The following is a 22,348-nucleotide window of genomic DNA, read 5'->3' on the forward strand; positions in this document are numbered from 1 at the left end:
TCGTGGCGCGCGACGAGACACCGGAGCAGGTCACCTGCTCGTTCTGTGGGAAGACGCAGCGTCAGGTCCGGAAGCTCGTCGCCGGGCCGGGCGTGTACATCTGTGACGAGTGCGTGACGCTGTGCGAGGACATCGTCGCGGAGGATCTCGACGACTCCAGGCCCGTGTCGGCTCCGCTCGAGGTACTGCCCACCCCGCACGACATCTATGCGAAACTCGACGACTATGTCGTCGGTCAGGACCTCGCGAAGAAGGTCCTCTCCGTCGCCGTCTACAACCACTACAAGCGCATCCGCACGGTCTCCGGAGACGGCGCGGACGAGGTGGAGATATCGAAGAGCAACATCCTCCTGCTCGGTCCGACCGGCTGCGGCAAGACGCTGCTCGCGCAGACGCTCGCCAGGATCCTGAAGGTCCCCTTCGCCATCGCCGACGCGACGACGCTGACCGAGGCCGGATACGTCGGCGAGGACGTCGAGAACATCCTGCTCAAGCTCATCACCGCCGCCGACTTCGACGTGAAGCGGGCGCAGGTGGGCATCGTCTACATCGACGAGATCGACAAGGTCGCGCGCAAGGCCGAGAACCTCTCGATCACGCGCGATGTCTCCGGCGAGGGCGTGCAGCAGGCGCTGCTCAAGATCATCGAGGGCACCGAGGCTGCCGTGCCGCCGCAGGGCGGGCGGAAGCACCCGCAGCAGGAACTGATCCGCATCGACACCACGAACGTGCTCTTCATCCTCGGCGGAGCGTTCGTCGGGCTCGAGAAGATCGTGGCGGCCCGCATCGGGAAGAAGGGCGTCGGTTTCGGCGCCGACCTCACCGACGCGGCGAAGCACGATCAGGGCGTCCTGCTCGCGCAGGTCCTTCCGGAGGACCTGCACAAGTACGGGCTCATCCCCGAGTTCATCGGGCGCATCCCGGTGGTCGCGCACGTCGAGGAACTCGGGGAGGAGGAGCTGGTGCGCATCCTCACCGAGCCCAAGAACGCTCTCGTGCGCCAGTACGAGCGGCTCTTCTCGCTGGAGGGCGTGGAGCTCGAGTTCACCGCCGACGCTCTGTCCACCGCCGCCAGGCAGGCGATGAAGCGGGGCACGGGCGCGCGAGGTCTGCGCTCGATCCTCGAAGGGCTGCTCCTCGACACGATGTACGACCTGCCGAGCCGCGACGACGTCGAGCGCGTCATCGTGACGGAGGAGACCGTCGAGTCGGGCCTCCCGCCGACGGTGGTCGCGCGCGGCGAGGGAGTCGCTGAGAGCGCGTAGGACGTCGCGACGTCTTGACGTCATGACGTTTCGCGGATAGCCTCCGAGGTGGAGGTGGTCCGCATGCCGGCGATGCGTCGTTCGACCGTGTACCTGGACCCTGATCTGCACCAGGCCCTGCGCCTCAAGGCCGCGGCGACCGATCGCAGCCTGTCGGACCTCGTCAACGAGGCGTTGCGTGCGGCTCTCGCGGAGGACGAGGAGGACCTGCGCGCCATCGAGGAGCGTGTTCGCGAGCCGCTCATGGCATACGAGGAGTTCCTCGGGTACCTGCGGGCCGATGGCAAGCTATGAGGTCTTCATCACGGCGTCCGCACGCCGCGAGATAGAGGACCTCGAGAAGGCGTATCGGATCCGTGTGATGCGCGTCGTCGGGGATCTGCGCTTCGATCCGCGCCCTGCTGGCTGCGAGAAGCTCTCCTCGCTGGATCGGTACCGCGTGCGCGTGGGGCCATATCGGATCGTCTACACGATCGACGACGCGGTCGTGACGGTCGTCGTCGTGAAGGTCGGTCACCGTCGTGACGTGTACCGGCGCGGGAGATGAGCGAGTCGCCCGTGACCGCGCCGGCTCCTTCCCCTAGAATCGGGGGACCCCAGTCGTGCATCGGCGAGCAGGAGCCAGCGTGACCTCGAAGGAACTGCCAAGCGCGTACGACCCGAATGCCGTCGAAGGACGCATCTTCGCCTCGTGGATCGAGAGCGGCCGCTTCCGTCAGCCTGTGGTCGAGGACGGACAGCCGCCGTTCACGGTGGTCATCCCGCCACCGAACGTGACCGGTTCGCTCCATATGGGCCACGCGCTCAACAACACCATCCAAGACGTCGTCGTGCGCCGCAACCGCATGGCCGGACGTCCCTCACGGTGGGTGCTAGGCACCGACCACGCTGGCATCGCGACGCAGAACAAGGTCGAGCAGATGATCGCGAAGCAGGGGATGTCGCGTCACGACGTCGGCCGGGAGAAGTTCATCGAGCTGTGTTGGGCCTGGCGCGCCGAGTACGGCTCCACGATCATCACCCAGCTCAAGCGGATGGGCTGCTCGTGTGACTACGACGACGAGCGCTTCACGATGGACACCGGATACCAGCGCGCGGTGCGCCGGGTCTTCGTCGACTGGTTCGAGCGCGGGCTGATCTACCGCGGCGAGCGCATCATCAACTGGTGCCCCCGTTGCTCGACGGCGCTCTCCGACATAGAGGTCGAGCACGAGGAGGTCGGCGGCCACCTGTGGCACGTCCGCTATCCTCTCAAGGAGCCGGTCGCCGGTCACGACCACGTCATCGTCGCGACGACGCGTCCCGAGACGATGCTCGGCGACACCTGCGTCGCGGTCCACCCCGACGACGAGCGGTACTCCGCGATAGTCGGCTCGACCGTGGTGCTCCCGCTGATGGGCCGCGAGATACCCGTCGTGGAGGACTCCTTCGTGGACCCCGCTTTCGGCACGGGCGCGGTCAAGGTCACGCCGGCCCACGACCCGAACGATTTCGACATCTCGGAGCGCCACGGCTGCGAGAGGATCAACATCCTGAACGCCGACGCGACCGTCAGCGAGGCGGGTGGCGCGTACGCGGGCCTCGACCGGTACGCGGCTCGCGAGCGCGTGATCGCGGATCTCGAGACCGCCGGACTGCTGGTGAAGGTGGACGAGCATGTCCACTCCGTAGGGCACTGCTACCGCTGCCACACCGTCGTCGAGCCATGGCTGAGCGACCAGTGGTTCGTCGACATGAAGCCGCTCGCCGCGCCGGCCATCGCCGCCGTCCGCGACGGCCGCGTCGTCTTCCATCCGCGTCGCTGGGAGAACGTCTACTTCCACTGGATGGAGAACATCCGCGACTGGTGCGTCTCGCGCCAGCTGTGGTGGGGCCACCAGATACCTGTCTTCTACTGCGACGCGTGCGGGAAGATGACGGCGAGCGAGACCGACCTCGACGTATGTCCCGCGTGCGGCGGTCCCGTGCGCCAGGACGAGGACGTCCTCGACACGTGGTTCTCCTCGGCGCTGTGGCCGTTCGCGACGCTGGGCTGGCCGGACGCCACGCCCGAGCTCGGCTTCTTCTATCCGACGAGCGTGCTCTCGACCGCGCGCGACATCCTGTTCCTGTGGGTCGCGCGGATGATCATGGACGGCCTCGACTTCATGGGAGACGTCCCGTTCCGCGACGTCATCATCCATCCCACCGTCTTCAACGCCGAAGGCAAGCGCATGAGCAAGTCGCTCGGCACCGGCGTCGACCCTCTCGACCTGATGGAGCACTACGGCGCCGACGGGATGCGCTTCGGTCTGATGCTGCAGGTCACCGGGGCGCAGGACATCCGCTTCTCCGAGGACAAGCTGCTATCGAGCCGCAACTTCGCGAACAAGATCTGGAACGCGAGCCGCTTCGTCCTCATGAACCTCGACGGCTACGAGCCTGGCGGGATCTCCGGCGACGCCGAGTCGCTGCCGGACCGCTGGATACTCTCGCGGCTCTCGCGGCTCGTGGGCGACGTGACGACCTCGCTCGACTCCTTCGAGTTCGGCGAGGCGGCGATCTCGCTCTACGAGTTCTTCTGGAACGACTACTGCGACTGGTACATCGAGCTCGCGAAGCCGCGCCTCGCCGACCCGGCGACGCGCGCGGACGCGCAGCGGGTGCTCGTCTTCGTCCTCGACCGGGCGCTGCGGCTGCTCCATCCGATGATGCCGTTCGTCACGGAGGAGATCTGGCGCATCCTGCCTCTTCCGGAGGAAGAGCGCGCCGAGTCGCTGATGGTCGCGGCGTGGCCTTCGGCCGAGGAGATGGCGTCGGCTCTCGACGACGAGGCCGAGGCGACGATGGCGCGGCTGCAGGAGATAGTCACCGAGGTGCGCGCGGTGCGCGCGCGATACGCGGTCCCGCCCAAGACGCGCGTGCGGGTGCTGTTCCGGGCGTCCGCCCAAGACGCGGAGACGCTGCTCTCCGAGCTGGGCTACCTCGAGCTGCTCGCCGGCATCGACGGCTTCGAGGCCGGGCCCGACGTCACGCGCCCACCGCACGCCGCGGCCGCGGTAGCCAGCGGCATGGAGCTCTACGTGCCGCTCGAGGGGCTCGTCGACTTCGAGGCGGAGCGGCAGCGGTCCGCTCGCGAACTCGAGAAGGCCGAGGTCGAACTCGAGCGCCTCACGCGCAAGCTCGGCAACGAAGGCTTCCTCGCGAAGGCCTCCGCCGAGGTGATCGCGAAGGACCGCGCGAAGGCCGCCGAACTCGCCGAGACGGCCGGCAAGCTCGCCGCGCACATCGCCGAACTCGCCGAGTAGTCCGGATGGGCGCCGCCGGCTGGACGGAGGCCGACGCGCTCGCCGCGCTGGGCGAGGCGCTGCAGTTCGGCATCCACCCGTCGCTGCACGGCATCCGTGCGCTCACGGGGGCGCTAGGTCGCCCGCAGGACGCGCTGCGCTGCGTCCAGGTCACCGGGACGAACGGCAAGACGTCGGTCGCGCGTCTCGCGGGCGCGCTGCTCGCGGCCGAGGGCGAGCGCGTCGGCGTCTACACGAGCCCGCACCTCGAGTCGTACTCCGAGCGCATCGCCATAGACGGCGAGCCGGCCGCCGACGCCTTCCCGGGCGCTATCGGCGCGGCGGTCGAGGCGGCGCGGAGTCTCGGCCTGACATGTACCGAGTTCGAGCTGCTCACGGCGGCGACCCTGCTCGTCTTCGCGCAGGCGGGCGTCAGGTGGGCTGTCCTGGAGGTCGGGATGGGCGGGCGCTGGGACGCCACGAGCGTCGTCTCTCCTGAGGTCGCCGTGGTCACGGGCGTAGCACTCGACCACACCGAGCGGCTCGGCGCCACGGTCGAGGCGATCGCGGCCGACAAGGCGCACGTAATCAAGGCCGGCTCGACCGCGGTCCTCGGCCCGGATTGCGGCCCGGATGCACTTCCAGCGCTGCTCGAGCGCGCCGAAGAGGTGGGCGCGCCGGTCGTGCGTGTGCCGACGCCCGCCGTCACCACGAGCCCCGACCGTCCGGGCGGGGAGACGACGCTCGACGTGGCGGGTGCGCGAGGGACGTACGCCGGCCTCGCCGTGCGCGCCCCCGCCTACCAGGCGCGCAACGTCGCGGTGGCTGTCGCCGCCGCGGAGGCCGCGCTCGGACGCGCGCTGGACGCCACCGCCGTTCGTGGCGCGCTCGCCGCCGCGACCTTTCCCGGCCGCTTCGAGCTCGCCGCCGCCGCGCCGGCGCTCGTGCTCGACGGCGCGCACAATCCCCAGGCCGCGGCGGTGCTCGCCGAAGCGATCGGCGAGGCGTTCCGCGGCGCGCCGCCGCACCTGCTGCTGGCGGTGCTCGCGGACAAGGACGCGGCGGGCATCGTCGGATCTCTCGCGCCGATGGTGTCGGGCTTCACGTGCACGCGCAACGCTTCCTCGCGCTGCCTGCCGGCCGCGGTCCTCGCCGGTGTCGTGGAGGGCGTGACGGGCGTGCAAGCGGACGCGGTGGACGACCTGCCCGCGGCGCTCGAGCGGGCGCGCGAAGCGGGCGGCGAGGCGGGATGCGTCGTGACCGGCAGCCTCTACACCGTCGGCGAGGTGCGGGCCCTACTGCGCGGGGGCGACCGGAGCCGCTGAGACGCCCGTCATCTGCTATCATCGCTCTCGTCCGCGCCGCGCTGATGCGCCGTCCCGGGAGGGAGCGGTATGGCCGAGCTCTTCAAGCCGATCCTGCAGAGCCCCGTCTTTCTGTTGACGCGGCAGCTGTGCACGCTCTTCTACGTCGTCTTCTCCGTGGCGCTGGTCTTCTGGACGTGGCGCGACGCCCGGCGCCGTGGCGCGATGGGCTGGTTCTGGGGCCTCACCGTGCTCATGTTCAACCTGCCCGGATGGGCCATCTACCTCATGGTCCGTCCGCCGGAGTACCTCGAGGACGCCCAAGAACGCGACCTCGAGATCCGCACGAAGGAGTTCTCGCTCCAGCGCGACATGGAGACGTGCCCGGCGTGCCTCAAGCCGGTGGAGAAGGACTTCCTCATCTGCCCCTACTGCATGAAGAAGCTGCGCAAGCCGTGCGTCGAGTGCGGGCATGCGCTGAAGCTGACCTGGGGTGTCTGTCCGTACTGCAAGACGAAGCAGTGAGCGGCGTGGTCCAGATCCGCGTGAAGCTGCCCGACGGCAGCGAGAAGTCGGTCCCCGAGGGCTCCACGCTGCTCGACGTCGCGGCTGCGATCGGCCCGCGGCTGGCGGAGGCCGCCGTCGCGGGAGCCGTCGACGGGATCCTCGCCGACCTCTCCACGGTCGTGAGCGATGGCCAGACCGTGGAGCTTCTGACCGATCGGAGCCCCGCCGCCCTCGGCGTGTTGCGCCATTCCGCGGCGCACGTGATGGCCGAGGCCGTGAAGGACCTCTTCCCGACGGCCGGGTTCGGCATCGGCCCCTCGATCGAGGACGGCTTCTACTACGACTTCGCGGTCGAGAAGCCGTTCACGCCCGACGACGTCGCGGCGATCGAGGCGCGCATGCGCGACATCGTCGCGCAGGCGAAGCCGTTCGTGCGCGGCGAACTCGACAGGCTCTCGGCGCACGACGCGTTCGAGGGCCAGCCGCTGAAGCAGGAGCTCATCGACGAGCTGCCCGAGGGCGAGATCATCTCCATCTACGAGCAGGGGAACTTCACCGACCTCTGCCGCGGCCCCCACGTGCCTGACACCAGCCGCATCGCGGCGTTCAAGCTCACCAAGATCGCCGGCGCGTACTGGCGCGGGGACTCCACGCGACCGATGCTGCAGCGCATCTACGGCACCGCGTGGTTCTCGCAGAAGGACCTCGACGCGTACGTCACGCGTCTCGAGGAGGCCGATCGGCGCGACCACCGCAAGCTCGGCAAGGAGCTCGACCTCTTCAGCTTCCACGAGATCGCCGGCGCCGGCCTGCCGATCTACCACCCCAAGGGCGCGCGCGTGCTGCGGCTCATGCAGGACTGGCTGCGCGGCGTGCTCTACGAGCGCGGCTACGTCGAGGCGATCACGCCGCACATCTACAAGACGGACGTGTGGAAGATCTCGGGGCACTACGACTTCTACCGCGAGAACATGTACTTCTTCGAGATCGACGAGGGCGACGGCAAGGTCAACGAGTACGCCGTCAAGCCGATGAACTGCCCGGGCCACGTCATGATCTTCGGCAACGACGTGCGCTCCTACCGCGATCTGCCCATGCGCATCTTCGAGTTCGGCACGGTCTACCGGCACGAGATGTCGGGTGTCGTCCACGGCCTCATGCGCGCCCGCGGCTTCACCCAGGACGACGCGCACATCTTCTGCGCGCCCGAGCAGGTGCACGACGAGGTCATGGCGATGCTCGACCTCGTGGACTACGTGATGCACGACGTGTTCGGCTTCGAGTACTCGGCCGAGGTGTCCACTCGCCCCGTCGGGCACTCCATCGGCGCCGACGACATGTGGGAGCTCGCCACGAAGTCGCTCATGGACGCGTGCGAGGCGCGCGGCCTGGCATACGAGGTCAACGAGGGCGACGGCGCGTTCTACGGGCCGAAGATCGACATCAAGCTCCGCGACGCCATCGGCCGCACCTGGCAGTGCTCGACGATCCAGGTCGACTTCAACTTCCCGCAGCGCTTCGGCCTGGCATACCGCACCGCCGACAACACCGAAGCTGTGCCCTTCATGCTCCACCGCACCATCCTCGGGAGTATGGAGCGCTTCTTCGGCATCCTCATCGAGCACTACGCGGGGGCGTTCCCCGCGTGGCTCGCCCCCGTTCAGGCGGTCGTCGTGCCGATCGCCGACCGGCATCTCGACCATGCCCGGCACGTCCGCAAATCTCTTGAGGCGAAAGGCCTTCGCGTCGAGGTCTACGAGGACCAGGAGCCCATGCGCGTGAAGATCGCCAAGGCGCAGCAACAGAAGGTGCCCTACATGCTCGTCATCGGCGACAAAGAGGTCGAGGCTGGAACGGTCTCCGTCCGCGATCGCACCGAGGGCGACATCGGTCCGATGGACCTCGACGCGTTCGCCGAGAAGGTTCTCGCGGTCACACCCGGGTAGGCGGTCGTGGGCCAGGGGTGCACGACTTACGCTGGGGGATCTCGATGGTCAGGACGTCGCGGAGCGCGATACAATCATCCGTGCCGCGGGTTCAGCACTGTGAACGCAGCGGCTTTCGTACCCTAGACCGCGGAGCGCTTCTCTTGTGACTGTCACTCCCGAACGAGTGGACGACGTGTCGGCTTCCCCGCGCGGTGGGGTGTCCGTCCGGTTCCCCGTAGCCTTCTCGGCCGGAGTCGTGTTGGCGCTGATCCTCTCCTCGGCGGGACTAGCCCGTTTCGGCGCGATGTCGAGTGTCGCACCCGCGTCGCCGTCCATCGTGATCGTGGACGATTCGAAGAGCCTGCTCGCTGCGTGGCGGAATGCACGGCTCCATGGGGTGGTCCTGGTCGACGCGACCCGAGACCTGCAGTACTACGGAGTATCGGTGAACGTGGTGCCGTTGCAGATCGGGTGGCCGGTCACCGGTCGTGACATCCCCGCGGTCTATGAGGGTGTCGTGGATCGCCGCAACGTCGTGTGGGTGGCGGCGAAGACCGGCATAGCACGTACCGTAGCGCATCTGCTCGTGCCAGCCGACCTCGACGCCAAGATACGTGACGGACGGAAGCTCGGGTACACGGGCATCGCGGCGGGCGGTCGCTCGATAACGGCGAATGACGAGGGCTACCTTCGGTCGATCGCGGACGTGGTCCCGGTCCATGTCGGGTCCCCCGCGGTCCTCAACATCGACGCCTCGTACTTCATAAACGGCGACCCCGAGCAGTTGTTGGCCCAGCTCGGCGATTCGCTGAGCACGTATCGCATGGTGACATTGGACCGTGCGCTGGACGCCACGAACGTCCCTCAAGCCGCGCGTATGCAGGTCGACACGATGGCCGGACTCCTGCGGCAACGGGGGATCGAGTGAGGTCCGTGCCCGGACGCCGCTTCACGGTCATCCTAGCGGTGACCGTCCTTGCGGCGGCCGTCCTGCGGCTCGCCTGGATCGGAGGACAAGCACCCACTCCGGACGACACCTTCGTCGCATGGACGGCCCATAATTACGTCGCGCACGGTCAGCCGAACCCGACGATGCCTTTCCATCCGGTCCTGCGGAACCTCCTGGTCGACGCCTCGATGCGCGTGTTCGGCGGATCGGCGCTCGGGGTGAAGGGCTTCAGTCTGCTGTTCGGAATCCTCCTCGTGGCGGTCACGGGCTTGTTCGTGCGACGGGCGGCACGCGACGACCGGGCTGGGCTCATCGCCGCCGCGCTGGTAGCGGTGGACATAGTGCAGATCGATTTCTCGCGCCAGGCGATCCAAGAGGTGCACGCCGCCTTCTTCGCCATGCTCGGTGCATGGCTCGCCGTGGAAGCCCTTCGCGGCGAGGACACTCATCGCTGGCGATGGCTCCTCCCCTTCGCGGGCGTGTCCTTCGGGCTTGGCGTGGCGTCGAAGTTCTACGTCATCCCCGCGCTGTTGCTTTCGATGGTCCTGCTGATCTGGTCGGCCTGGAAGCGCCGCGAGCCCGAGAACGTCCTCCTCACGGTCAGCTCGCTCGGTCTGCTGTCGTTCCTCGTCTACCTACTGACGTACATCCCATGGTTCGGGCGCGGCTATGGGCTTGGAGAGTGGGTGAGATTCCAGGCGGCGGTCATAGTGACGATGGTCAAGCACACGCGCCCCGCCTACGCATACCTCGCTTACAACAAGCCCTCACTATGGTTCATTCGTCCGTTCTACGGTTATGCCGACCCCGCGATAACGACGGCCGGTCGGGTGCAGCTGACCATCGCGGTGGGCAACCCGTTCGTCTGGCTGGCCGTCCTGCCCGCGACGGTGTATTCGCTCATCAAGCGTCCCCAGCTCCGCCGTGGCGCGCTCCTGCTGGCGTTCTTCCTCGCCGCCTACGCGCCGCTCGCGTTGTCCAAGCGGCCGATCTGGCTACTCTCCTCGGTCGCGGTCTTCCCGTTCGCGGCGGGCGTCCTGGGTTCGGTGGTGTCAGCGCTGTCGCGCCGGTATGGGATGCGCGTCATCCGCGTCTACGGCTCGGCCGTGCTCGTGACGTCGCTGCTCCTGTATCCGCTCGCGATCGGTCGATCACTCGAGTTCTCGTACCTCAGGCCGGTCGTGGCCGAGATGGGGGACTACCAGCATCCTTTTGGGCCACCAGGCCAGGAATGAGCGGAGCGACCGTGCCGAAGCCCTCGAACACCATAGCCGCACTGTTCCTCTCGACGCGACCACGGCAATGGACGAAGAACCTGGTCGTGTTCTCCGCGCTCATCTTCGCGGGCCGGTTCACCCGTCCGGATTCCATCGCCCGCTCCGTCCTGGCGTTCGCGGTGTTCTGCCTTCTGTCGGGCGCCATCTACCTGATCAACGACGTGCATGACAGGGAGCAGGATCGGGAACACGCCTCGAAGCGGTCGCGGCCGATCGCTTCGGGAGCACTGTCCGCGCGCATCGCGCTCGGCGCGGCCGCGGGTCTCGTCCTCGTCGCCGCGGCCGGATCCTTCGTCCTCGGATCGAGTTTCGCGACTGTCGCCGCGGGGTTCCTTCTCCTGCACCTCGCCTACACGTTCTTCCTTAAGAGCCAGGTCATCCTGGATGTCATGGCTATCGCCGCGGGCTTCGTCCTGCGGGCGCAGGCGGGCATCGTCGCCATCTCGGCGAGTTTCTCGCTGTGGCTGCTCGTGTGCGCGGCACTGCTCGCCCTGGTCCTGAGCCTGGGCAAACGGAGGCACGAGCTCCTTCTCCTGGAGGAACGCGCCGGCGACCATCGCGTGACCCTCCAGCATTACACGACCGAGTTCATCGACCAGATGTTGTCGGCGGTCACGGCCGCGACCATCGTCAGCTACACCATGTACACGTTCTTCTCGCCGACGTTTCAGAGGCACGATTACCTGATGTTGACCGTCCCCTTCGTCGTCTACGGTCTGTTCAGGTACATGTACCTGGTCTACGAGCGGGACCTTGGCGGCAGCCCCGAGGAGATCCTACTCACCGATGTGCCACTGATGCTGGACATAGCGCTGTGGCTTGTCGCCTCGATCGTGGCGATGTCGCTCTGACAGAGTGGAGGATAGCGCATGGCTCTTGGCAAGGTGCTCGTCACCGGCGCACCTGGTTGGCTCGGGATCCGGCTCGTCCAAACCCTGGCCCGGGAGGGTATCGAGACGCGATGTCTCGTGCTCGCGGGTTCGGACACGTCCGTGCTCACCGACGCGGGTGCGGAGGTCGTCGAGGGCGACGTGCTACTGCCCGGCACGCTCGCCGGGGCGGTCGACGGCGTGGACACGGTGTTCCACGCTGCGGGGATCATCCACACGGGTATGTTCAGCCTGGGGAATCTCGACCGCGTCAACGCGGGAGGCACACAGAACCTGCTCGAGGCGGCCGTCCGGGCTGGCGTGAGGCGCTTCGTCTACGTCAGCAGCAATTCGGCGGCGGGGTGCAACCGCCGTCGCGACGTGCTCATGAACGAGTACACGCCTCCGAGGCCCTACATGCGCTACGGGTGGAGCAAGTCGCTCGCCGAGCGCGCCGTGAACGAAGCGTGGGTGCGGGAAGCGATAGAGACGACCATCCTGCGTCCGTGCTGGTACTACGGGCCCGGCCAGCCGGAGCGCCAGACCCGTCTCATGAAGATGATCACCCTGGGGAAGGCACCGTTGTTCGGAGACGGCGCCAACCTCCGCAGCATGACCTTCGTGGACAGCCTGTGCGACGCCCTGGTGCTCGCGGCCGAGACGGACGTCGCCCGCGGCGAGACCTACTGGATCGCCGACGAGAGGCCATATTCGACGCTGGAGATCTACCGCACACTCGCGGACATCCTGGGCGTCGAGCTCCGCACGAGCACCTATCCTGCGTTCGCCTCCGCGGGTGCCGCGCTGGTGGACGGGGTCCTGCAGCGGGTCGGTCTCTACCAGATGGAGATCCACGTCGCCGGTGAGATGTACAAGGACATCGCCTGCAGCGTGGCGAAGGCGAAGAAGGACCTCGGCTGGCGGTCACCGACCGACCTGCGCGACGGCATGGCCGAGTCCGTGGAGTGGGCGCGCGATGCGGGCCTTCTTTAGATGGCGCCCGGAGACACCGACGTGGACCTGATCACAGGCGGCTCGGGCTTCATGGGCACCCACCTGGCCAGGCGACTCCTGGCGGATGGGAAGCGCGTGCGCCTGTTCGATCCCGCGGAGCCCGCACCGGACCTCCGCGACCGGGTCGAGTGGGTCGCTGGCAGCGTGCTCGATACGGAGGCGGTCTTCCAGGCGTGTCGCGGCGTCGATGTCGTCTACCATACGGCCGCGCTCGTCCCTCTCTCGAAAGCCGGACGCGGCTTCGAAGACGTCAACGCACGCGGGACCGGAAACGTGGCTGAGGCGTGCGTGGCCCTCGGTGTGCGCAGACTGGTGCACGTGTCGTCGAGCGCCGTCTACGACCCGGCCGTGACGGCGATGCCGGTGACCGAGGAGACCCGGTTGTCCCCGGTCGGCGCGTACGGGCGGTCCAAGCGGACGGCGGAACTCGAGGTCGAGGCGGCGGGGGAGCGTGGGCTGCAGTGGGTGATCATCCGCCCGCGGACGATCCTCGACGAGGGCCGCGGCGGCATCTTCCAGATCCTGTTCGACTGGGCGCGGGCGGGCAAGATGCTGTACACGATCGGAGACGGCTCGAACCCGTTCCAGCTCGTCAGCGCATCCGATCTCGCCTCGGCGTGCGTCCTGGCGGCCTCGGAGCCCGGCGCTGTGGGGGAGGCGTTCAACGTCGGCGCCGCCGAGTTCGGCACGCTCGACGACCTCATGGGGGATCTTGCCGAGTACGCGAGCACCGGCTCCAGGGTGGTCCACCTCAGTGCGCCGTTCGCACGGGCCGTGCTCAAGGTTCTCGACATCCTCCGGCTCTCACCGCTCGCGGAGTGGCACTATCGGACCATGGACAAGCCCTTCATCTTCTCGACGAGGAAGGCCGAGCGGATCCTCGGGTGGGCGCCGATCGACAGCAATCGTGCGATGCTCGTGCGGAGCTACGACTGGTACCTCGCCCATCATGACGACCTCGACTCGCGGTCTGGGACCACTCACCGCACGTCGCCGAGGCAAGGCTTCCTGCGTATCCTGCGGAAGGTCTCGTGAGAGTGCGGCGAGATGCGAAATGGACAACCCATCCGCCCGCGGCTATAATCCGTCCGCCAACCGAATAGAGGTCAAGTGGGACCCCGATCCCTCCGGGGTTCGAGAAGGTCCCCACCTTGCGGCGCGTCACAACGCGGCTGCCTGGTCGAGATAGCGGACGCGCGCTGCGCGTCTTGCCTTCGCGTCCCGACGGCCGTCGCCGCCGGGACTTTCTGTCATCGGGGAGGAATGGCCCGCCCGGCAGCGGGACGGGACGAGTCACGGAGGTGAACTGCCCATTAGCACGGTCGAATCGCGGGTGAACGAACGGATCCGGGCGCCTCGTCTGCGCCTGATCGGCGTCGATGGGTCCCAGCTCGGGATCTTCAACACGCCGGATGCGCAACGCATCGCCGACGACCAGAACCTCGACTTGGTCGAAGTGGCCCCGAACGCAGATCCTCCGGTCGCGAGGATCATGGACTATGGGAAGTTCAAGTACGAGGAAGCCATCAAGGCGAAGAAGGCACGAAAGCACCAGACGACGATACAGATAAAAGAGATCAAGTTCCGCCCGAAGATCGGTACGCACGACTACGAGACGAAGAAGAAGCACGTGGTGCGGTTCCTCGACTCGGGCGCCAAGGTCAAGGTCACGATCATGTTCCGGGGACGCGAGATGGTCCACGCGGAGCGAGGACTGGCCATCCTGGAGCGGCTAGCAGAGGACGTTCGCGAGCTAGGTCTCGTCGAGAGCCAGCCGAAGCTCGAGGGGCGCAACATGTTCATGTTGATGGCCCCGGTGAAGAAGGAAGTGCCGAAGGCGGAAGTCGAGCTCTCCGAGCTCGGCGAGGAGCCGGAAGCGAGCGAGGCGCCCGCCGAGTAGGCGGCCGCCGAGAAGGAGTGCCGATATGCCGAAGATGAGGACCCACAAGGGCACCGCGAAGCGCTTCAAGCTGACGGGCACCGGCAAGGTCAAGCGCGCGAACGCGTTCAAGAGCCACATCCTTGAGAAGAAGAGTCCGAAGCGCAAGCGCGCCTTCGGGGCCGCTTCGCTCGTCGCCCCGTGCGACGTGACCACGGTCAAGAAGCAGCTCGGCATCGGGTAGTCCCGACGCCTCAGCCACACGAGACGAGGAGTGATACCCCATGCCTAGGGTGAAGCGTGCCGTCACGGCGAAGAAGAAGCGCCGCACGGTACTCGATCGCGCCAAGGGCTACTACGGCGCCAAGAGTCGTAGCTACCGTGCCGCGAAGGAGCAGGTGCAGCATTCGCTGCAGTACGCGTACCGCGACCGTCGCAACAAGAAGCGCGAGATCCGCCGCCTGTGGATCGTCCGGATCAACGCGGGTGCGCATCTGAGCGGTCTGTCGTACTCGGTGTTCATGAACGGCCTCAAGAAGGCCGAGATCACGCTCGACCGCAAGGTGCTCTCCGACATGGCGATCAACGATCCCGAGTCGTTCGCCAAGCTCGTCGAGGTCGCCAAGGAGCACGTCTCGGCGTAGGCTCCTCCAAAGAACCGAGCGCATCCCGAAGGCCCCGCTGTCGCGGGGCCTTCGTGCGTCCCGGTCCGTTCAGGTCCCGGTGAGCGTGCGGTAAGACCGCCATGCGAAGATGCGCGAGCCGGCGACCGCCGGCATGCGAAGAGCCGCCACCCCCTCGACGGCGCTCGAACCGAGGAGGGGATGTCCATGAAGCGGTTGTTCCTTGCCGTAGCGAGCCTCGCGCTCGTCACGGCCGCCGGCTGCGCCGGCGCGTACTTCACGGCCCAGGTGCAGGTGGCCGAGAACGTCATCCGGGCGGGGACGGTGAGTGTCTCGGCGGAGCCGACGATCGCCGCGCTGTCGATCGACACGCTCGCGCCCGGTGCGACGGTCACGCGTCCGCTCGCACTCGTGAACGACGGGAACCTTCCGATGAACGTCGTCGTCACGGCGGTGAAGAAGGCGGGGATCACGGAGTTCTGGGAGGCGCTCACCTGTCGGGTGACCGCCGACGGCGCGCTCGTCTACGACGGTCCGCTGTCGACTCTACGCACCACGCAGATAGGCTTGACGCCCGGGGGGAGGTCGCAGTTGGCCTTCGAGATAGGCCTGCCCGCGGCCGCCGGGAACGAGTTGCTCGACGACTACGTCAAGCTCTCGGTGTACGCCGACGCGGAGCAGGCGCACTGATGGGACGCCGCGCCCGTCTCGCGAACGGCGCCTTGTCGATACTGGCGACAGGTGCGGTCGCTCTCGCGGCGGCCAAGTGCGATGTCCGCCTCGTCGCTGGCGGCTCGATGTCGCCCGCGCTGCTCCCAGGCGACGTCGCGATCGTCGCTCGCGGTTCGCGTGACCTGCGCGTGGGGGACGTCGCGCTGTTCGACAAGGCAGGGTGGCCCGGCGGCGTGCTCCATCGCATCGTGCGCGAGGGACCGCCCGGCATGTTCGTGACGAGGGGTGACGCGAATGCGGTCGCCGATGCGACCGCGGTGCGTCGAGCGGCCGTGCTCGGCAAGGTGGTGTTCGTCGCGCCGATAGGCCGATGGATCGTCGCCCCCGCGGCACGCGGGCTTCTCGCGAGGGAGGTGCGCGGCATGCGGCCGGGCCGTGGGGATATGCTACACTGACCCATCAATCGCATACCTTCGGCTATGACGGAGATGCGCCGGGCGGGGAAGACCCGCCTCCAGAGAGGGACCCGGACGTGCTGTGAGGGTCTCGACGGGAGCGCCCGGCGGTTCACTCCCGAGCCGCTTCCTGAACGGCCGCTTGCGCGGCGTCAGTAGGGGGGCCGGATCCACCGTTACGGGGACTGCGGGCTGAGAGGGCCCGGGCGCGCGGTCGAGTGGTCGCGCGGCTGAGGGGGTCCGCTCACGCGGGCCAACCAGGGTGGTACCGCGGAAGCCGACTTCCGTCCTTGGGATGACCAGGCGACGGGGTCGGCTTCCTTCGTCCGGCGACCGACGACGGAGGAGCGGCGCATGGCGATCGTGGACGAGCTGCGCGGTCTGCGCGAAGCGGGGGAGGCGGCCATCGCATCGGCTGCGGACGTGGCGTCGCTGGAGGCGGTGCGAGTCTCCTACCTCGGCAAGAAAGGCTCGCTGACGTCTGTGCTGCGAGGACTGGGCTCGCTCACGCCCGAGGAACGTCCGGCGGCCGGCAAGGTCTCGAACGAGGTGCGCGACGCGCTCGAGGAGGCTGTGGCCTCGCGGCGCGCGGCTCTTGAGGCCGTCGCGCTCGAAGCCCGCGTCGATTCCGAGAAGGCGGACGTGACGCTTCCCGGCCGGAGACGAGTCCCGGGCCGTCGTCACCTCATCTCACAGATCGTGGAGGAGACGGTCCGCATCTTCATCGGCCTCGGCTACATGGTCGCCGAGGGTCCCGAGGCCGAGCTCGACTACTACAACTTCACGGCGCTCAATACGCCGCCCGATCATCCCGCCCGCAGTCTGCAGGACACCTTCTACCTGGCCGATCTGTCGGGCGAGCGCGCCGATGTGGCCGGCGAGTCCGATGTGCTGCTTCGGACGCACACCAGCCCGGTCCAGGTGCGCGTGATGGAGAGGACCCCGCCGCCGATCTACGTGCTCGCACCGGGGCGGGTCTTCCGCCGCGACGTGGCCGACCCCAGCCATCTTCCCCAGTTCACCCAGATAGAGGGTCTCGTCGTCGACGAGGGCATCACCTTCGGCGATCTCAAGGGAACCCTCGAGCACTTCTGCCGTGAGATGTTCGGCGAGGACCGGCGGGTCCGTCTGAGGCCTCATTTCTTCCCGTTCACGGAGCCGAGTGCCGAGGTCGACGTCTCGTGTGGTCTGTGCGCGGGTGCGGGGTGCCGGTTCTGCAAGGGATCGGGGTGGCTCGAGATCATGGGCTGCGGCATGGTCGACCCCAACGTCCTCGGTCTCGCGGGTATCGACTCCGAGCGCTACACGGGTTTCGCTTTCGGCATGGGCGCCGAGCGGATCGCGGCCCTCAAGTACGGGGTGCCGGACCTGCGAGTCCTCGTCGAGAGCGACATGCGCTTCCTGCGCAGGTTCTGACGCCGACCGGCCAGCCCGCGGAAAGGATCCCAGGATGCTCGTCCCCCTCTCGTGGCTCAAGGAGCTCCTCGACATCGACCTGACCGTCGAGGAGCTCGTCGACCGTCTCGACATGACCGGCACGGCCGTCGAAGCGACCCGTTCCCTCGGCGACGCGTTGGACGGCGTCGTCGTGGGCCGCATCGTATCCAAGGAGCGCCACCCCGACGCCGAGAAACTCTGGGTGACGTCGGTGGATGTCGGTGGGGACGGACTCCTGCCGATCGTCTGCGGCGCGCAGAACTTCGAGGCCGGCGACAAGGTACCGGTCGCGCTCGTCGGGGCGACGCTGCCCGACGGTACGACCATCAAGAAGGCGAAGCTGCGCGGCGTGACGAGCGAGGGGATGAACTGCTCCGCAGCCGAGCTCGGCGTCTCCGGCGATGCTTCGGGGCTGCTCGTCCTCGCTCCCGACGCGCCGGTCGGCGTGCCGTTCGCGCAGTGGTACGGGCTGGCCGACACGGTACTCGAGCTCGAGGTCACGCCCAACAGACCGGACTGCCTTTCCATGGCCGGCGTGGCGCGAGAGGTCGCCGCGATCGCGGGGGGCCATGCCCTCACGCCGTCGTCGAAGCCCGTCGAGTCCGGACGTCCCGCATCGGAAGAGGTCGCCGTCGTTATCGCCGACCCCGACCTGTGCCCGCGCTACACCGCGCGCCTAATTCGAGGCGTGAGGATCGGCCCTTCGCCCACATGGCTGGCCGAGCGCGTCGCCGCGTGCGGCGCGCGGCCGATCGACAACGTCGTCGACGTGACGAACCTCGTGCTCTTCGAGCTCGGTCAGCCGCTTCATGCTTTCGACGCACACACGCTCGCGCCGGGTCCGGACGGGCGGACGCGCGTGGAAGTCCGTCTCGCGCAAGCCGGCGAGCGTCTGACCACCCTCGACGGCCAGGACCGCGAGCTTGCGGCCGATACCCTTGTCATCACCGATGGGAGCGGCCCTGTCGCTCTTGCCGGAGTCATGGGCGGAGCCGCGACCGAGGTGACCGACGCAACGACCGACGTGCTGCTCGAGTCGGCATGCTTCCAGCCGGGTTCCATCTCCAGGACGAGCCGGCGCCTAGGGCTCGTGTCGGAGGCTTCGATGCGCTTCGAGCGCGGCGTCGACCCTAACGGCTGCGTCGCCGCGCTCGACAGAGCGGCCGCTCTCATCGCGGAGGTCGCCGGGGGCACGGTCGCCACGGGCGTTGTGGACGAGTATCCGGCTCCGGCAGCTCCCCGATCCGTGCGTCTGCGCGTCGCGAGGACGAACGCCGTGCTCGGGACCGATCTCGACGCCGATGACGTCGCCGCGCCGCTGAGGCGGCTCGGTCTCGGTGTCGAGATCGAGGGACAGGACCTCGCTGTGACGGTCCCGACGTCCCGTCCCGATCTCGAACGCGAGATCGACCTCATCGAGGAGGTCGTCAGGGTCACAGGCATGCACGCCGTGCCGTCGACGCTCCCGGCGGGGCGGGGCCGCATCGGCGGTCTCACACCTGCGCAGCGCTGGCGCGAGCGCATCGGGGCCGTGCTGCGCGGGGCGGGTCTTTGCGAGACGATAACCTACTCGTTCGCGGACCCGCGGGACGCGCAGCGACTGCGCATGCCGCTAGGGCCGGGCGAAGTGCCCGTGAGACTGCTCAATCCGATGTCGGAAGAACAGTCGATCATGCGGTCGACGATCGCCGGAGGTCTGCTGCGCGCCGTCTCGAACAATCAACGGCGCGGCGTCGCCGACGTGCATATCTACGAGATAGGCACGGTCTTCTTCACCTCGGAAGGACGGAAGGCGCCGAAGGAGCGGGAGACCCTCGCGGGAGCGCTCGCCGGCCGCTGGCACCGGCCTGCATGGAACGACCCTCCGGTCGGACCGAACTCCCCGGCACAGCTCGACGCTTTCGACGGGACGGGCGTGCTGGAGACGCTCTTCGAGGAGATCGGAGCGGCCTGGCGGCTGCGGCCGAGCGAGGCGGCATGGCTTCAGGCCGGCCGGTCCGGAGACGTGATCGCGGGAGGCGAGGTCATCGGCTGGATCGGAGAGGTGCATCCTCTCGTGCTCGACGTATTCGAGTGCGATGGACCGGTCACGCTGTTCGAGCTCTCGATGGCCGGTCTGCTGCGCTTGGTGGTCCCCGTGAGGACGTATGTCGAGGTCCCGCGGTTCCCCGCGGTCGAGCTCGATATCGCGATCGTCGTGTCCGAGGACGTGTCGCACGAGCGCGTCGCGCAGGCCATAGCCTCTGCCGGAGGCAAGCTTCTCGACGAGGCGCGGCTCTTCGACGTCTACCGCGATCCGGAGGATTCACCCGACGCGACCCGGCGGCTGCCGCGCGGCACGAAGTCGCTCGCGTTCTCTCTCGCGTACCGGGCGCCCGACCGCACGCTCACCGCCGAAGAGGTCGATCCGGTCCACCAGAAACTGGTGAGGAAGGTGTGCGGCGCCGTCGACGGCAGCTTGCGCTCTTAGGGCATCAAGAGTCAGAGCGCATGCACTATTTTTGAATCAGAACGCCGATTGATGCGAACGATAGTCGTTATCGGTTGACGAATATGCCTCTCTGTCGATAGACTGCCACAACGGGTGTCGACGGGAGGTGGACGGCATGACGGATGTGGCGATCGTCGGGGCGGCCGGGTACGCGGGGGTAGAGCTGACCCGGCTCGCGCTCGGTCATCCCGGCCTGCGGATCGCGGCGGTCACCTCGACCGCGGATGCGGGACGCCGTGTCGAGGACGTCTATCCGGCGCTCGCGGGCTGCGGTCTCTCCTACGTCGAGCCGGACGTCGCCGCGATCGCCGAAGTCGCCGACGTCGCCTTCCTTGCCGTCCCGCACACCGCGGCGATGGCTCTGGCGCCCGCGTTCCTCGCCGCCGGGCTCCTGGTCGTCGACTGCTCCGCGGATTTCCGTCTGGACGACGCGGCTACGTACGAGAGCTGGTACGGGGCGGCGCACACTTGTCCCGAACTGCTGGAGGAGGCGGTCTACGGACTTCCCGAACTCGGGCGCGAGAGGCTGAGAGGCGCGCGGCTCGTGGCCTGCCCGGGTTGCTATCCGACTGCGGCCCTGCTCGCAGCCGTGCCGGCTCTCCGGTCGGGCCTGGCCGAAGGCGACAAGGTCATCGTCGACGCGAAGTCAGGCGTCTCCGGCGCCGGGCGCACGCCTGGGGAGACGACGCACTTCCCTGCAGCGAACGAATCGCTCTCCGCGTACAAGGTGGCATCTCATCGGCACACGCCCGAGATCTCCCAGGAGCTCGGGAAGGCCGCCGGCCGGTCCATGAGGCTCGCCTTCGCGCCGCACCTCGTTCCCATGACGCGGGGGTTGCTGGCGACGGTCTACCTCGATGCGGCGCCCGGACTGACCACCGCCGACGCGGTGTCCGCGTATGCCGCCGCGTACGCGGGCGAGCCTTTCGTGACCGTCCATCCCGCCGGCCGGATGCCCGCGACCGGCGAGGTCCGCGGGAGCAATCGGGCCCACATCGGTATCGCCGTCGACGAGGCCAGCGCCACACTCGTCGTCGCTTGCGCCATCGATAATCTCGTGAAGGGGACGGCCGGTCAGGCGCTGCAGTGCGCGAACCTCGTCCTCGGACTGCCGGAGACCGCCGGTCTCGCGTACCCGTCTCCCGTGGTGTGAGGAGCAGCCATGACTTCGGCGATGGGGCATGAACCGAAGGATACGCTCCCGTTCGTCGAGGGCGGTATCACGGCGCCGCGCGGTTTCGTCGCGTCCGGAGTGAGCGCGGGCCTGAAGAAATCGGGGAAGCGGGATCTTGCCGTCATCGCCGCACAGCGGGCGGTGCCCACCGCCGCCGTTTACACCACGAACACCATGGCCGCGGCGCCGATCCTGCTCACGCGCGAGCACCTCTCGTCCGGACGTTGCCGCGCCATCGTGGTCAATGCGGGCAACGCGAACGCCTGCACGGGCGTGCAGGGTCTGGCCGACGCGCGCGCGACCGCCGATGCCGCCGCGGCGGCGCTCGGCTGCGCGCCCGCGGAGGTGGCGATCGCGTCGACGGGGGTGATAGGAGTCCCGCTTCCGCTCCCGCTCGTCGTCGCGGGCGTCGCCGACGCGGTCGAGGTCCTCGACGCTGCAGGGGCGGAAGCGGCGGCCGAGGCGATCATGACGACCGACACCTTTCCGAAGCGCATGGCCGTCGCTGTGGATTTCGCGGGCAGACGTTACGTCGTCGGTGGCATGGCCAAGGGCAGCGGGATGATCGAGCCGCACATGGCCACGATGCTCGCCTTCCTCACCACGGACGCGCCCCTCGACCCCGATGCGTGCGACGCGGCCCTGCGGGCGGGAGTGGCGCGCACGTTCAATCGCATCACCGTCGACGGCGACACCTCCACGAACGACATGGTGCTCCTCATGGCGAGCGGCGCCGCGGGCGGCGAGCCCATCGGGCCTGATGGCGACGCGTTCGCAGCCGTGTCGAGGGCGGTGGCGCACGTGTGCGGCGAACTGGCGCGGATGGTCGTCCGGGACGGAGAGGGCGCGACGAAGCTCATCGAGGTGGTCGTGCGGGGTGCGGTGTCGGAGGCAGACGCCGAAGCAGCCGCGTTCTCCATCGCCGATTCGCCTCTGTTCAAGACGGCGGTCTTCGGCGGCGACGCGAACTGGGGTCGAGTCGCCATGGCCGTGGGCAAGTCGGGAGCGGCCGTCGATCCGACGCTCCTCGAGGTCGTGTTCGCCGGAGTGACCACCTGCGTCGAGGGGACCGGGGTGCTCTTCGACGAGGCTGCGGCCGCGGCCGCGCTCTCGTCCGACGAGGTCTTGGTCGAGGTCGACCTGCACGTGGGTGACGCCTCGGCGACGGTCTGGACGTGCGACCTCACGTACGACTACGTGCGCATCAACGGCGAGTATCGGAGCTAGGGATGGAAGCC

21 protein-coding genes are annotated in these 22,348 nt (G+C 68.2%); all 21 read left to right on the forward strand.

Annotation, left to right across the window (positions count from 1 at the left end; translation table 11 throughout):
- Nucleotides 1-2 precede the first annotated feature (2 nt).
- The 21 genes from clpX (at nt 3) to argJ (ending at nt 22,337) form a co-directional block, all read left to right on the forward strand.
- Nucleotides 3-1,265: an ATP-dependent Clp protease ATP-binding subunit ClpX gene (gene clpX, locus WC971_00405; GenBank protein ID MFA5843272.1), complete on the forward strand. Its 1,263-nt coding sequence runs from the start codon at nt 3-5 to the stop codon at nt 1,263-1,265.
- A gap of 63 nt (nt 1,266-1,328) precedes the next feature.
- Nucleotides 1,329-1,559: a ribbon-helix-helix protein, CopG family gene (locus tag WC971_00410; protein ID MFA5843273.1), complete on the forward strand. Its 231-nt coding sequence runs from the start codon at nt 1,329-1,331 to the stop codon at nt 1,557-1,559.
- On the forward strand, nt 1,546-1,812 hold the full coding sequence (locus WC971_00415; protein ID MFA5843274.1) for a type II toxin-antitoxin system RelE/ParE family toxin: 267 nt from the start codon (nt 1,546-1,548) through the stop codon (nt 1,810-1,812). The genes WC971_00410 and WC971_00415 overlap by 14 nt, the downstream gene beginning before the upstream one ends.
- 79 nt (nt 1,813-1,891) lie before the next feature.
- The gene (locus WC971_00420; GenBank protein ID MFA5843275.1) at nt 1,892-4,552 is read left to right on the forward strand and encodes a valine--tRNA ligase; all 2,661 of its coding nucleotides are present in this window, start codon (nt 1,892-1,894) and stop codon (nt 4,550-4,552) included.
- Between the two features lie 5 nt (nt 4,553-4,557).
- A complete protein-coding gene (locus WC971_00425; GenBank protein MFA5843276.1) occupies nt 4,558-5,856 on the forward strand; it encodes a Mur ligase family protein in 1,299 nt (432 codons plus the stop codon).
- Between the two features lie 69 nt (nt 5,857-5,925).
- A complete protein-coding gene (locus WC971_00430; GenBank protein MFA5843277.1) occupies nt 5,926-6,360 on the forward strand; it encodes a zinc ribbon domain-containing protein in 435 nt (144 codons plus the stop codon).
- Entirely contained in the window at nt 6,357-8,288 is a 1,932-nt protein-coding gene (thrS, locus tag WC971_00435) for a threonine--tRNA ligase (protein ID MFA5843278.1), read from the forward strand. Before WC971_00430 ends, thrS begins: the two co-directional genes overlap by 4 nt.
- 175 nt (nt 8,289-8,463) lie before the next feature.
- Entirely contained in the window at nt 8,464-9,198 is a 735-nt protein-coding gene (locus WC971_00440) for a hypothetical protein (GenBank protein ID MFA5843279.1), read from the forward strand.
- A gap of 5 nt (nt 9,199-9,203) precedes the next feature.
- The gene (locus tag WC971_00445) at nt 9,204-10,454 is read left to right on the forward strand and encodes a phospholipid carrier-dependent glycosyltransferase (protein MFA5843280.1); all 1,251 of its coding nucleotides are present in this window, start codon (nt 9,204-9,206) and stop codon (nt 10,452-10,454) included.
- Nucleotides 10,455-10,465: 11 nt separating this feature from the next.
- On the forward strand, nt 10,466-11,347 hold the full coding sequence (locus WC971_00450; GenBank protein ID MFA5843281.1) for a decaprenyl-phosphate phosphoribosyltransferase: 882 nt from the start codon (nt 10,466-10,468) through the stop codon (nt 11,345-11,347).
- Between the two features lie 18 nt (nt 11,348-11,365).
- Nucleotides 11,366-12,358, forward strand: coding sequence for an NAD-dependent epimerase/dehydratase family protein (locus WC971_00455; GenBank protein MFA5843282.1), 993 nt, complete (start codon nt 11,366-11,368; stop codon nt 12,356-12,358).
- Nucleotides 12,359-12,379: 21 nt separating this feature from the next.
- The gene (locus WC971_00460; GenBank protein ID MFA5843283.1) at nt 12,380-13,414 is read left to right on the forward strand and encodes an NAD-dependent epimerase/dehydratase family protein; all 1,035 of its coding nucleotides are present in this window, start codon (nt 12,380-12,382) and stop codon (nt 13,412-13,414) included.
- A gap of 271 nt (nt 13,415-13,685) precedes the next feature.
- Nucleotides 13,686-14,279: a translation initiation factor IF-3 gene (gene infC, locus WC971_00465; GenBank protein ID MFA5843284.1), complete on the forward strand. Its 594-nt coding sequence runs from the start codon at nt 13,686-13,688 to the stop codon at nt 14,277-14,279.
- A gap of 25 nt (nt 14,280-14,304) precedes the next feature.
- The gene (gene rpmI, locus WC971_00470; GenBank protein MFA5843285.1) at nt 14,305-14,502 is read left to right on the forward strand and encodes a 50S ribosomal protein L35; all 198 of its coding nucleotides are present in this window, start codon (nt 14,305-14,307) and stop codon (nt 14,500-14,502) included.
- 40 nt (nt 14,503-14,542) lie between these two features.
- Nucleotides 14,543-14,902, forward strand: coding sequence for a 50S ribosomal protein L20 (gene rplT / locus WC971_00475; GenBank protein MFA5843286.1), 360 nt, complete (start codon nt 14,543-14,545; stop codon nt 14,900-14,902).
- A gap of 186 nt (nt 14,903-15,088) precedes the next feature.
- Entirely contained in the window at nt 15,089-15,571 is a 483-nt protein-coding gene (locus tag WC971_00480) for a TasA family protein (GenBank protein ID MFA5843287.1), read from the forward strand.
- Nucleotides 15,571-16,008: a signal peptidase I gene (locus WC971_00485; GenBank protein MFA5843288.1), complete on the forward strand. Its 438-nt coding sequence runs from the start codon at nt 15,571-15,573 to the stop codon at nt 16,006-16,008. The genes WC971_00480 and WC971_00485 overlap by 1 nt, the downstream gene beginning before the upstream one ends.
- 354 nt (nt 16,009-16,362) lie before the next feature.
- Complete coding sequence (pheS, locus tag WC971_00490) at nt 16,363-17,424, forward strand: phenylalanine--tRNA ligase subunit alpha (GenBank protein MFA5843289.1); 1,062 nt, start codon at nt 16,363-16,365, stop codon at nt 17,422-17,424.
- Between the two features lie 34 nt (nt 17,425-17,458).
- Entirely contained in the window at nt 17,459-19,915 is a 2,457-nt protein-coding gene (gene pheT, locus WC971_00495) for a phenylalanine--tRNA ligase subunit beta (protein MFA5843290.1), read from the forward strand.
- Nucleotides 19,916-20,051: 136 nt separating this feature from the next.
- Nucleotides 20,052-21,089 carry an N-acetyl-gamma-glutamyl-phosphate reductase gene (gene argC, locus WC971_00500; GenBank protein MFA5843291.1) on the forward strand — a complete coding sequence of 346 codons (1,038 nt, stop codon included), beginning with the start codon at nt 20,052-20,054 and terminating at the stop codon, nt 21,087-21,089.
- A gap of 9 nt (nt 21,090-21,098) precedes the next feature.
- Entirely contained in the window at nt 21,099-22,337 is a 1,239-nt protein-coding gene (argJ, locus tag WC971_00505) for a bifunctional glutamate N-acetyltransferase/amino-acid acetyltransferase ArgJ (GenBank protein MFA5843292.1), read from the forward strand.
- Nucleotides 22,338-22,348 lie beyond the last annotated feature (11 nt).

Source organism: Coriobacteriia bacterium (assembly GCA_041658765.1).
Lineage (GTDB): Bacteria > Actinomycetota > Coriobacteriia > Anaerosomatales > JBAZZO01 > JBAZZO01.